The sequence below is a fragment of the Bacillus sp. GZB genome (assembly GCF_001975995.1).
GTDB lineage: Bacteria > Bacillota > Bacilli > Bacillales > Bacillaceae > Bacillus > Bacillus velezensis.
The window spans coordinates 730,425-742,130 of record NZ_MTQG01000017.1 but is presented as its reverse complement, the minus strand read 5'-3'; the positions used below and the strand labels follow the sequence as shown (position 1 = coordinate 742,130).

Sequence of the window (11,706 nt, the reverse complement as noted above, 5' to 3'; positions counted from 1 at the left end):
CGAGAAAAGTGTAACACGTTTTGTTGAGAAATGGAGCGGAAAAACAGCTTTTGCCCCCAAATCTTAAAAGAAAACCCCCATGAAGGGGGCTCTTTTACAAAATCGTGTGTGCCGGCTCCTGGCCCAGCATCTGCTCGATTTTATTCTGATCATCCAGAACAGCCACCTTCGGCTGATGGCTTTTTGCTTCCTGATCAGACATCATTTGATAAGAAATAATAATGACTTTATCTCCTTCTTGGACGAGACGGGCGGCTGCTCCGTTTAAACAGATGACGCCGCTCCCCCGCTTACCGGGAATAATATACGTTTCAAGTCTCGCTCCGTTGTTATTATTCACAATCTGAACTTTTTCATTAGCGAGCATTCCGACGGCATCTAAAAGATCTTCATCAATCGTAATGCTGCCGACATAGTTTAAATTGGCTTCCGTCACGGTAGCGCGGTGCAGTTTTCCGGCCATCATAGTGCGGTACATATTATGATCTCTCCCATTCATCAATATCAATAATGATATTATCAATCAGTCTGGCTTTAGAAAATTGGACGGCGCAGGCCAGAATGACCTTGCCGTTTAATGTTTTAAGCGGAGTCAGCTCCGGATAAGCGTACAGTTCGGCATAATCAATGACGCCGCTTGTGTTTTCGATGATATCGGTGACGGTTTTTATAACGGTTTCCGGATTTCTTTCACCGTCTCTGATCAGTTCGGCACCTTGCTGCAATGCTTTATAGATCATCGGCGCTTCTTTGCGTTCCTGCTCAGTCAGATAAACGTTGCGAGAGCTTTTGGCAAGTCCGTCTTCTTCTCTGACCGTGTCCACTGCAACCAATTCGATATCCATAAAGAAATCCTCAATCAATCCGTCCACAACCGCTGCCTGCTGGGCATCTTTCAGGCCGAAGTAAGCGCGGGTCGGTTTAACGAGATTGAAAAACTTCGTCAGCACAGTGGCCACTCCGTCAAAATGGCCGACGCGGGAGGCGCCGCACAACACGTCAGTTCTCCTTTTCACTTGCACGGCAACATTTTGCTCGCCTTTATACATATCACTTGGAGACGGCGTAAACAAAACATCTGCCCCCGCCTGTTCTGCAAGCCGGGCATCGCGCTTTAAATCTCGCGGATATGCCTCGTAATCCTCGCCCGGTCCGAATTGAGTCGGATTGACAAAGATGCTCATCACGACAATATCGTTTTCTTTGCTTGCTTTTTCAACCAGCGTCAGATGTCCTTCATGAAGAAAACCCATTGTCGGGACGAATCCGATCGTCCGGCCTTCTGAGCGGTATTGTGCAATCAATTCTTTCAGCTGTTGAGTTTCTGTCAGTTGTTTCATCGCTTACTTTCCTCCGTACAAGCCTTGCAGCACAGTTTGGTTTATCTGAAAGGAATGCTTTTCTTCCGGGAAAACCCGTTCTTTCACATCACGGACGTAATCGCTGAGGGCCGACTCAATCGTGCCGTCGATTTTGGCGTATTGCTTCACGAACTTCGGTGTTCTGTCCACGCCGTGGCCGACGACGTCATGATAGACAAGGACTTGGCCGTCCGCTTTTGAACCGGCTCCGATTCCGATGACGGGAATGGATACTTCTTCTTTTATTTTAGCAGTCAGTTCAGCAGGCACGCATTCAAGCACGAGCATCATTGCTCCCGCCTGTTCGCATTTGATGCTGTCTTCAATGAGCTTTTTCGCACTTTGCTCATCTTTTCCCTGCACTTTATATCCGCCTAATACGCCGACAGACTGCGGTGTGAGGCCTAAATGGCTGACGACGGGAATTCCGCCGAGAGTCAGCGCGCGGATGGATTCGAAAACGCCGTCTCCGCCTTCAAGCTTTAACGCGTCCGCGCCGCTTTCCTGAATAATGGCCGCGGCGTTTTTCATTGTATCTTCTTTTGAAAGGTGGTAAGACATAAACGGCATGTCAGTTACGATAAACGTATTTTTCGCACCGCGTTTTACCGCTTTTGTATGGTGAATCATGTCACTGACCGTTACGCCGACTGTTGAATCGAGTCCGAGCACGACCATTCCGAGCGAATCCCCGACTAAAATCATGTCGACTCCCGCCTGTTCCGCAAGCTTTGCCTGCGGATAATCGTAAGCGGTCAGCATCACGATCGGCTCTCCGTTTTCCTTCATTTTCATGAAATCCAGTTTTGTTTTCATTCTGTTTCTCCTCCTCTAAACGGTGAGGAGATGAGCCGCCAATTCTTCGCAAGCAAAAAAGCCTTCTGTAAAATAAGAAGGATCCCCACTTGTTTAACGTTCGGCGAATGTCATCCCTCTGTCCCAGTCCTTTTTTGGATCAAGGCAGACTTTTCGTAATCTCTGTTCTGCTGATCAGGTGCAGTTCATTATGATACTGCCCATAGGAAGTATACCAAATTCACGAGGCTTGTACCAACTAAGATTAATTGAGCTCAATATCGGCAGAATATATCTTCTTTATGCCGTCTTTCGTTTCCAAGAGAAGAACTCCCTCATCATCAATGCCGAGCGATTTCCCGTAAAACGTCCCTTGCAGCGTTCTCGCTCTGAGCTCGTTCCCCAGTCCGACCGCATAGCTTTCCCATAGCAGCTTGATCGGTGTAAAGCCGTGGTTCAAATAATCCTGATAGCGTTTTTCAAAAGTCAGCAAAATCTCTTGTATCAGACCCGCTCTGTCTATTTTTTCGCCGGCTGCCATGCTCAGGCTCGTCGCAATGTCCTGAAGCTCGCCGGGAAAATCGGTTTCCTGCTGGTTCACGTTGATGCCGATCCCGAGAATAACCGAACGGACACGGTCTTCTTCCGCCTGCAGCTCAGTTAAAATCCCGACGGCTTTTTTGCCGTGAATCATTAAATCATTCGGCCATTTAATGGCGGGCTGTACACCTGTAAAAGCCTCGATGGCCTGTACGACCGCAACGGCAGATAACAGGGTGAGCTGCGGCGTTTTTTGCAAAGGAACGTCGGGTCTCAGAATGAGGCTCATCCAAATCCCGTTTCCCTCCTGTGAATGCCATACTCTGGCCATTCTTCCTCTGCCAACCGTTTGTTTATCGGCGACTACGAGCGTTCCTTCCGGCGCGCCGTCATTGGCAAGTTCATGAGCGGTTTTTTGGGTGGACGGCAGGACGTCCCGGTAATGAAGCTGTTTGCCCAAAACCTCTGTTTTCAGCCCGAAACGGATTTCGGATTCACTGAGTTTCCCCGGTTTTTTAATGAGCCTGTACCCTTTTCGTCTGACCGCCTCAACCTCATAGCCCTCTTTGCGGAGCTCCTCTATATGTTTCCAAACGGCGGTTCTCGAGCAGCCGAGCGCGTCACTTATTTTCTGCCCGGAGATAAAGCCGTCACCCGCCTCAGAAAATAAATCAATTAATCGGGTTCTTAATGTTGATCCCATGATCCGAGCCACTCCTTTATGTCATGTTTTCGGTTAGGGAGCTTCCCTGCCAATACCGCTTCTTCGATCCGGCGAAGTTCTTCGGCCACCCATTTACCCGCGCGGCGGTTTCTGAGCTCCATCAGATCAGCGCCTGAAATGTCGAGGTCTCGAAGGCTTTTGATCGGCAGCTGCTCATACAGGCTCTGAACCTCTTTCAGCTTTTGTTCATCAATCGTCTTATGCTTTTTCAGCATCCCGATTTTAACGGCTGAAAACAGCGCCTCTCCCGCCCGGTACATCGCTTCCGCTTCCAGCTGCACCGGATCAACGCTTATGATTTGCACCGCTTTTTTTATGACTTTTCCCGGCAGTTTCCATTGTTTTAAAAACGCCTCGGCGCTTTTCGGGCAAAGACCGAGAAGCAATAACAGCGCTGCCCAGCGTTCTTCGCGTGCATCTAAAGAAGAAAACGGAAATCCGCTTGCTTCAAGCATTTGCTGCTCATAACCGGAAAGGCCGGGCAGCTCTTGTATCAGACCTGTTTGCACCATCGTTTGAATCGCTTCTTGTGAGGAAACGCCCTGCAGCAGCTTTTCAAACTCGACGGTCTTTCGTTCTACTGATACATGTGCCAAAAGCTCCCTGTCTTTCATGATGGCCTCTCTTGTTTCTTTTTCTAACAGAAAGCCGAGCTGACTCATAAAGCGGACGGCTCTCATCATCCGCAGAGCGTCTTCCCGAAAACGGTCTTCAGGGTTACCCACCGTTCGGATCAGCTTTTGTCCGATATCATGTGCGCCTCCGAAATAATCAAGCAGCTCTCCTTCGGCAGACATCGCCATCGCATTAATCGTTAAGTCTCTCCGCTTTAAGTCTTCTGATAAAGAAGTGATGAACCGCACAGCTTCAGGGCGCCGGTAATCCTTATATTCTGATTCGGCACGAAAAGTGGTGACTTCATAGGTTTCATCTTCCCACAGGACGATGACGGTGCCGTGCTCTTTTCCTACATCGACAGTCCGCTTAAAGAGACGCTCCACCTCATTCGGCGAAGCGCTGGTTGCGATGTCCACATCACCTATTTTTCGTCCCATATAGCTGTCTCTGACGGCTCCCCCGACAAAGTACGCCTGATGGCCCGCCTTCATCAGATGACGAAGGATGGGGAGGGCTTTGACAAATTCTTGTTCCATAAGATCACTCCGGTCCTGCCAATTCGTCATAAATCCGTTCATACTGACTGACGATTCTTTGCGAAGAAAAGGCGGTCTCCACCATTTTCAGCGCATGATCAGTCAATCGTTTGCTGAGCTGTTTATCTTCTAAAACGGCAAGCGCTTTTTCAGATGCCGCCTGAATATCGCCGACTTCCACCAGAAAACCGCTTACTTGATCTTTAATCACTTCCGGGATTCCGCCGATATTTGTTCCGATGCACGGCACGACGCAGGCCATCGCCTCAAGGAGGACGAGTCCGAAACTTTCTTTTTCAGACAGAAGAAGCTTAAGGTCGCTGATGGAATACAGCTCTTCCACCCTGTCCTGATTTCCGAGGAGCAGCACTTGATCCTGCAGTCCGTATTTTTCGACAAGCTGCCAAGCGACGCACTTTTCCGGCCCGTCGCCGACAAGCAGGAGCTTCGCCTTTGTTTTGGCTGCGATATTACGGAAAACGCGGATGACATCTTTAACACGTTTTACTTTTCTGAAGTTCGAAACATGGATGACGACCTTTTCATCCGGCAAAATGCCATGTTTCTCTTTTATACTTTCTGTATTTTTCTTAAGATAAACACGTTCATCAATAAAGTTGTAGATGGTCTCAATTTTTTTATCCGGCTTGATTAAGTCATATGTTTCTCCGGCAAGCGCGGTTGATACCGCAGTCACTCTGTCAGACGCTTCGATGGCAAAACGGATTAAATCTTTTAATGACGGATCATATCCTAAAACGGTGATGTCTGTACCGTGAAGCGTCGTCACGATGCCGATGTCGCGCTTGAGCATCTGTTTGGCGAGATAAGCGCATACCGCATGCGGCAGCGCATAATGCGCGTGAATGATATCAAGATTTTCCCTCGCGGCAACCTCGGCGATTTTGCTCGCCAGCGCAAGGTCATAAGGCGGATATTTAAATACCGCGTATTGGTTGACTTCCACCTCATGAAAATGAATATTCGGATGATATGTATTTAATCTGAACGGGATGCTTGATGTGATGAAATGAACCTGGTGCCCTTTTTCTGCAAGCAGCTTGCCGAGTTCCGTCGCAATAATACCCGAGCCTCCGACACTCGGGTAGCATGTAATCCCTATTTTTAATGGTCTCATTGTCCGCCCCCAAAAACATCATCATTCAAAACGGGAAGCTGTTTTGAAAAGAAACCTTCGGCATACCCCGTCCCGGCTTCTTTGCCATACAGTCTTTCCCGCGCTTCCACCATTTCAATATAACCGTTGGTCAGCGGTGTGTTCACTGACTGCGCCGTAGGAATAAACTGGCTTTGATAGGCGTGCAGGCTTTCTTTTTTCAGATCGATGGTTTCCGTTATGTCGATTACAAAGTCCGGACGGTGAAACCCGTTGATCATATAATAGTATACGCGCTGAGCCTTATGAGCCGGCAGTTCCTGATGATCTCTGTATTTATGAATTCCCGCCGAGAACACCGCCTCTTCGACCAAAGCCGCCGCATTGCCGTGGTCAGGATGGCGGTCTTTCGGATAAGGCATGAAAACGGTTTTCGGCCGGCAGGCTCTGATGACACTGACAATCCGGCGGATGCCGTCCTCACTTTTCAAAAGCCCGCGGTCGGGAAGCGTAAGCTGGATTCTCTCTTTTACGCCGAGAATTCGTGCCGCCTCTGCCGCTTCTTCTTTTCTTATCCCTACCGTTCCGTTGGATGATAGTTCGGCCTCGGTCAAATCGCATATCACCGCGGTTTTTCCTTGAGCCGTAAATTTTGCGATCGTGCCGCCCATACCGATCTCGACATCATCACTATGGGCGCCGAACGCCAGAATATCAACGTGTTCAGACATTCGGCTCTCCTCCGCGCACAAGATTGCGGAAATCAAATGCCCCGCCGTCCAGTGTCCGGACGAGGATTTCCGCTGTTCCCATATTTGTGGCAAGCGGGATCGCGTATACGTCACACAGCCGGATCAGCGCCGAGACATCCGGTTCGTGAGGCTGCGCAGTTAATGGATCGCGCAGAAAAATGACGAGATCCAGGGCATTTGCTGCAATCAATGCGCCGATTTGCTGATCTCCGCCGAGCGGGCCGGATTGAAAACGTTCAACAGACAATCCGGTCGCTTCCTGGATTTTCAGGCCCGTCGTACCTGTCGCGTATAACTCATGATGGCTCAGTATATCTTTATATGCGGTCGTAAACTGAACCATATCCTGTTTTTTTTTATCGTGAGCAATCAAAGCGATTTTCATTTGATGTTCTCCCCCTTGCCGATTCAGTCGATAATATTTTCGAGTCCGTATACAAGCTGGTCGATTTTCATCACTTGCTCCACTGACAGCTTCACTCCTGACATAAAGGAAGCCCGGTTATAGGAGTCGTGGCGCAGTTTCAGCGTCTGGCCGTCCATGCCGAACATGACTTCCTGGTGAGCGATAAGGCCTGGCAGACGCACGCTGTGAAGGCGGATGCCGTTTAATTCAGCACCGCGGGCGCCCGGCAGAATTTCTTTTTCATCAGGATGGCCCTGCTGCTTTTCTGTACGGACGCTTGAGATCATTTCTGCTGTTTTCAGCGCCGTTCCGCTCGGGGCATCCAGCTTTTGATCATGATGAAGCTCAATGATTTCTACATCTTCAAAATAGTTGGCGGCCATTTGGGAGAACTTCATCATCAGCACCGCGCCCAATGCAAAGTTCGGAGCGATGATGGCGCCGATTCCTTTTTCTTCAGTCAAGGCTTGAAGCTCCTCTAAATCCGCTTCAGAAAATCCGGTCGTTCCCACAACTGGGCGGACGCCGTGTTCAAGAGCGGCTTTCGTATGTTTTTTGCCGATTTCAGGCGTTGTCAAATCGATCAGCACATCCGGTTTTGTTTCTTGGAAACATGCGCGGATATCCGTATAAATAAGAGCGTCTGAATCAGCTGACATCACTTCCCGCAATGTTTGCTGATCGTATGTATGGTCAATGGCGCCGACAAGCTCAAAATGAGGCGTGCGGACGGCAAGTTTTACGGCCTCCTGGCCCATTCTGCCTCTCGGTCCGGCAATGACGACTTTAATGGTTTCATTTGACATGGTTTCTCCTACTTTCCTTCTTCTTTTCTAGTCCAGCGGTCTTTATCACGTGTATTAAATTTATGCATGACGCGGTTATGAGCTTCCTCCAATGAAATATCAAGGGAGTTGGCGAGGCAGATCAGGACGAACAGCACATCGCCCATTTCCTCTTCCATGCTTTTCTCATTTTCCGTCGTTTTCTTCGGCTTTTCCCCATAATAATGGTTGACTTCTCTTGCAAGTTCGCCCAGTTCTTCCGTGAGACGGGCCATCATGGCAAGCGGGCTGAAATAGCCTTCTTTGAATTGGCCGATATATTCATCGACCTCAGCTTGTAAGTCTTTCATCGTTTTGTCACTCACTGTGCGAATACCTCCTGTCATCTCTTCCATGTTAGCTAATTCAAGTACATTTGACAAATGTTAAAAACGGCAGTTTGCTGTTTTCTTTTGTATCCACTATAATATTTACGCAATCTTATGGAAGGAAAAGGGGTTTGATGCAATGCTTGGAGAAATCAGAATCAAAAACATTTGCTTTATTTTAATCGGCGCCGCTGTTTTTTCATTCGGACTGGTTCACTTTAATATGCAGAACAATTTGGCGGAAGGCGGATTTACCGGCATTACGCTGCTTTTATATGCGTTATTCCACATCAGCCCTTCTATTTCCAACCTGGTATTGAACATTCCTATCTTTTTCATCGGCTGGCGTATGCTCGGCCGGACGATGTTTGTCTATACCCTGATCGGCACCGTCTCTCTTTCTGTTTTTCTGAGTGTTTTTCAGCGCTACGAAATTCATATGCCGCTGTCCCATGATTTAGCGCTGGCCGCCTTATTCGCCGGTGTATTTATCGGCGCGGGTCTCGGCATTATTTTTAAATATGGCGGCACGACGGGCGGGGTCGATATCATCGCCAGGCTGATCAACAAATTTTTCGGAATCCCGATGGGCCGGACGATGTTTGCCTTTGACGCCTGTGTCATTCTGCTTTCTTTGTTTACGTATCTTTCTTACAAGGAAGCGATGTACACGCTTGTAGCCGTTTTTGTCGCTGCGAGATTGATTGATTTTATCCAGGAAGGCGGCTATGCCGCAAAAGGGGCAACGATTATTTCTTCGAAAAACGATTTGATCCAGCAAAAAATCATTGAAGAGATGGAGCGCGGCGTCACCGTTTTAAAAGGACAGGGATCATATACAAAAGAAGACAGGGACGTTCTTTACTGCGTCGTTCCGAAAAACGAAATTGTGCTTTTGAAAAGCGTCATCACTTCCGTTGACCCGCACGCCTTTGTTGCAGTAAGCGACGTCCATGATGTGCTCGGCGAAGGATTTACGCTTGACGAAAATAAAAATCCGATCAGACGATAATAAAAAGGCGGCTTTTGCCGCCTTTACTGTTCGTGTTTCCATTTGACAACCGGTGATTTTTTCTTTTTCAATCGGCGGGCGAATGCCGGACTGACATTGAGCGTCTGCTCGACGAAGCGCTGCGGCGTCAGTGCCAGCCATTGGTTTAAAGAGACGTCTTCGAAACGGTCGCTTTTGAAGATTTCCAGAAAGCGAAGCACGGTGTCACCGGTATTCTGAACATAATGTCCCATTGCAAAAGGAACATATCCTACGTCACCCGCTTGATAGTTAAATGTCCGCGCTCTTCCTTCCGCCGCAAACACCGTCATTTTCGCTTCTCCTGAAAGATAATACTGCCACTCATCCGTATTCGGATGCCAATGCAATTCTCTCATGCCTCCGGGTTCGACTTCCACAAGAGCTGCGGCAATCGTTTTTGACACCTTAAACGTTTTTGAATCGACAATCTTTACTCTTCCCCCGCTGGTAACAAGAGGCTCCTGCCGGGAAAGCTTGTAGCTGAACGGCTCCAAAACGGTGCCTTCCGGGGAAGAAACTGCTGACTGTTCAATCGGGGGAGGCGGTTCCAGCTGAAACATGTAACGCTCTTTCTTGTGAATGTAGGCCAAGTCATATCCGGGAACACCGAAGTTCGCCTCCAGCACGCTGCGCGGGGTATGGGCAAACCAGTCCGTTACTGAAAAGGTGCTGTTTTCTGAAAAAGAGCCGTCATCAAAGACAAGCAAAAACTCACTGCCCCGTTCCATCCCTTGAATGGAATGAGGAATGCCGGAAGGAAAATACCACAGATCCCCTTCACTTACGTTATCAATAAAATTCCGCCCATTTTGATCAACCGCAGTTAAACGGACTTCTCCGTTAATCACATATCCCCATTCGGCTTCTTTATGCCAATGAAGCTCCCGCACAGCTCCCGGTTTCAGTCTCATGTTCACCGCCGCGATGTTTTTGGATACCGGCAGTTCCCTGACCGTCACCTCTCTGGACCATCCGCCGTCTTCAAGCCTCATATGCGTATCAGAAAATGAAAATTTCAAGTTTTGAACCGTTCCTGCATCCGTTGAGGGCGGAACGAGCATGTCAGGATTCTGGAAGTCACGCGCGAGGTTTCGCGGTCCTTCGTCAGTCGCCCCTTTTCTGCCTCTGATCGGCTGCGGGAGGTGTTTTGAAGCCAATTGCTGGATGAGTTTTTTCACTGACTTAGCTCCTTTACAGCAATTTCTGTTTATTTAGACTTAGGATACTCACGCTTTTTCTCTTTCTTTTTTTCCGCTCTGTATTTTCGGTAGCCGACATATGTCAGCGCAGTAATAATGATACCGCCTGTTGTCAGAATGACCCAGAGCAGCGAAGGGTCAGCGTCATCCCGCTCCACCTTGTCAAAAACCCGCTTTAAATCCTGCTGCAGGAGCGTCAGACGCTCAAGCTTTGTTCCTTTTGTCATCTGCCGAAACCCGTCCTGCTCAATTACCTCGATATGTTTCGCCACCGTATCAAGCTGGCCGGCCGACACATCCATTGTCAGGCTGGGATAAATTAAATCATATAATGATATAAATTCATTCCACTTTTCATTGAAATTTTCACTTCCGTTTCCGCTGACATCTTCTTTTAAGGCGCTGAATGTCGCCATAATCGGTCTTTCAAGCGAACCCCACAGCGGATCGGAGTGGTCTTCCATCGCATCCATTACCAACCTGAACTGGGCGGCAGCCCGGATTTTTTCGGTATCTGAGGCGTCTGCCTGTTTCAGAACGCGCACTAAATCATTGAAACCCAGAGTCACCTGCCTGACTTCGGCGCCGCTCAGTGAGTTTACGTGTGTCATTTTTTTCTTAAAGTAGCCAAGCACTTGCAGAGCCTCATCATACTGCGAATGCCGCGTCATCTGGAAAACGGTATCCGAAAGGTCGTTCAGTTCCTTGAGACCGCCCTCATCTTCAGCTTTGGCAGTTGTGATGAAACACATAAGAGCAAGTAAAAGACAGATCGTCAGCTTTCGTTTCATAGAGGTCCCTCCCACTCCTTCTCTTTACAGAATATGAGGAGCGGGACAAGGTTAGACCAAGATTCTATCAGTGTAAGTCAAGCTTTATCCGTCTTTTGGAAATCACCAAATAGTATGCAAGGCCGAGTGAAAATATGCTCAGCCAGAATGTAGCATAGCCGATTACTTGCATATAGTCATTGAGCATTTGGTAGCGGGGCATCATGCCGAAAAGATAATCAATGACATCATTATGAAGCGTCCAAACAGCGGCAACGGCAAGATGCCATAACCGGAACCGAAAATACGGGCTGTATAAAACGCCTTGAACGGCCATGGCAAAATGTGAAGCAATCAGCATGTACCCTTCCCAAGGCATCTGCCCCATTTTGACCAGCACAAAGACATTCATTCCGACCGCCCACAGCCCGTATTTTATAAGGGTTACAAGAGCCAGCGCTTCAAACAGCGGCGCATTTCTTCCCATGAGAAAAGCCAGAAGCACGAACAGGAAGAAAAACGTCGCCGTCGGGCTGTCAGGCACAAATATCAGAAATCGGAACGGCGTGTCCGCAAGCTGCGGCACATACCAATAATAGCCGTACACCGTACCGATAAAATTAACGGCAAGAACAAGCAGAAGCATGCCGCGCAACCCTAAAAGATAAGAAATCCACCTCATACCATCAACTCTCAGTCCGT

14 protein-coding genes are annotated in these 11,706 nt (G+C 48.5%); 1 reads left to right on the top strand and 13 read right to left on the bottom strand.

The annotated features are described in order from the left end of the window. Nucleotides 1–94: 94 nt before the first annotated feature. From panD to BXO87_RS14620, 10 genes are all read right to left on the bottom strand, one after another. Nucleotides 95–478, bottom strand: a complete 384-nt coding sequence (panD, locus tag BXO87_RS14665) for an aspartate 1-decarboxylase (protein ID WP_003153510.1) — start codon at nucleotides 476–478, stop codon at nucleotides 95–97. Nucleotide 479: 1 nt separating this feature from the next. Further along, complete coding sequence (gene panC, locus BXO87_RS14660; protein WP_012117844.1) at nucleotides 480–1,340, bottom strand: pantoate--beta-alanine ligase; 861 nt, start codon at nucleotides 1,338–1,340, stop codon at nucleotides 480–482. 3 nt (nucleotides 1,341–1,343) lie between these two features. Then, nucleotides 1,344–2,177, bottom strand: a complete 834-nt coding sequence (gene panB / locus BXO87_RS14655; RefSeq protein WP_007612211.1) for a 3-methyl-2-oxobutanoate hydroxymethyltransferase — start codon at nucleotides 2,175–2,177, stop codon at nucleotides 1,344–1,346. Nucleotides 2,178–2,421: 244 nt separating this feature from the next. Then, on the bottom strand, nucleotides 2,422–3,399 hold the full coding sequence (locus BXO87_RS14650) for a bifunctional biotin--[acetyl-CoA-carboxylase] synthetase/biotin operon repressor (RefSeq protein ID WP_038458955.1): 978 nt from the start codon (nucleotides 3,397–3,399) through the stop codon (nucleotides 2,422–2,424). Next, nucleotides 3,384–4,574 carry a CCA tRNA nucleotidyltransferase gene (locus BXO87_RS14645; RefSeq protein ID WP_038458957.1) on the bottom strand — a complete coding sequence of 397 codons (1,191 nt, stop codon included), beginning with the start codon at nucleotides 4,572–4,574 and terminating at the stop codon, nucleotides 3,384–3,386. The genes BXO87_RS14650 and BXO87_RS14645 overlap by 16 nt, the downstream gene beginning before the upstream one ends. 4 nt (nucleotides 4,575–4,578) lie before the next feature. Beyond that, nucleotides 4,579–5,712 carry an N-acetyl-alpha-D-glucosaminyl L-malate synthase BshA gene (gene bshA, locus BXO87_RS14640; protein WP_038458959.1) on the bottom strand — a complete coding sequence of 378 codons (1,134 nt, stop codon included), beginning with the start codon at nucleotides 5,710–5,712 and terminating at the stop codon, nucleotides 4,579–4,581. Next, complete coding sequence (gene bshB1, locus BXO87_RS14635) at nucleotides 5,709–6,422, bottom strand: bacillithiol biosynthesis deacetylase BshB1 (protein WP_003153501.1); 714 nt, start codon at nucleotides 6,420–6,422, stop codon at nucleotides 5,709–5,711. The genes bshA and bshB1 overlap by 4 nt, the downstream gene beginning before the upstream one ends. Further along, entirely contained in the window at nucleotides 6,415–6,828 is a 414-nt protein-coding gene (mgsA, locus tag BXO87_RS14630; RefSeq protein ID WP_003153499.1) for a methylglyoxal synthase, read from the bottom strand. Before mgsA ends, bshB1 begins: the two co-directional genes overlap by 8 nt. A 23-nt stretch (nucleotides 6,829–6,851) precedes the next feature. Continuing rightward, on the bottom strand, nucleotides 6,852–7,655 hold the full coding sequence (gene dapB / locus BXO87_RS14625; protein ID WP_003153497.1) for a 4-hydroxy-tetrahydrodipicolinate reductase: 804 nt from the start codon (nucleotides 7,653–7,655) through the stop codon (nucleotides 6,852–6,854). Between the two features lie 8 nt (nucleotides 7,656–7,663). After that, nucleotides 7,664–7,999, bottom strand: a complete 336-nt coding sequence (locus tag BXO87_RS14620; protein ID WP_003153495.1) for a nucleotide pyrophosphohydrolase — start codon at nucleotides 7,997–7,999, stop codon at nucleotides 7,664–7,666. A gap of 142 nt (nucleotides 8,000–8,141) precedes the next feature. Here BXO87_RS14620 and BXO87_RS14615 point away from each other — a divergent pair, with 142 nt between their 5' ends. Then, the gene (locus tag BXO87_RS14615; RefSeq protein WP_003153493.1) at nucleotides 8,142–9,014 is read left to right on the top strand and encodes a YitT family protein; all 873 of its coding nucleotides are present in this window, start codon (nucleotides 8,142–8,144) and stop codon (nucleotides 9,012–9,014) included. Between the two features lie 23 nt (nucleotides 9,015–9,037). Here BXO87_RS14615 and BXO87_RS14610 read toward each other — a convergent pair whose 3' ends face one another. The 3 genes from BXO87_RS14610 to lhaT all read right to left on the bottom strand — a co-directional run bounded on the left by BXO87_RS14610 (nucleotide 9,038) and on the right by lhaT (nucleotide 11,686). After that, nucleotides 9,038–10,213: an oxalate decarboxylase family bicupin gene (locus BXO87_RS14610; RefSeq protein ID WP_038458962.1), complete on the bottom strand. Its 1,176-nt coding sequence runs from the start codon at nucleotides 10,211–10,213 to the stop codon at nucleotides 9,038–9,040. Between the two features lie 29 nt (nucleotides 10,214–10,242). Then, the gene (ypjB, locus tag BXO87_RS14605) at nucleotides 10,243–11,025 is read right to left on the bottom strand and encodes a sporulation protein YpjB (RefSeq protein WP_038458964.1); all 783 of its coding nucleotides are present in this window, start codon (nucleotides 11,023–11,025) and stop codon (nucleotides 10,243–10,245) included. Between the two features lie 67 nt (nucleotides 11,026–11,092). Then, complete coding sequence (lhaT, locus tag BXO87_RS14600; RefSeq protein ID WP_038458966.1) at nucleotides 11,093–11,686, bottom strand: lipoprotein heptaprenylglyceryl N-acetyltransferase LhaT; 594 nt, start codon at nucleotides 11,684–11,686, stop codon at nucleotides 11,093–11,095. Between the last annotated feature and the right edge of the window lie 20 nt (nucleotides 11,687–11,706).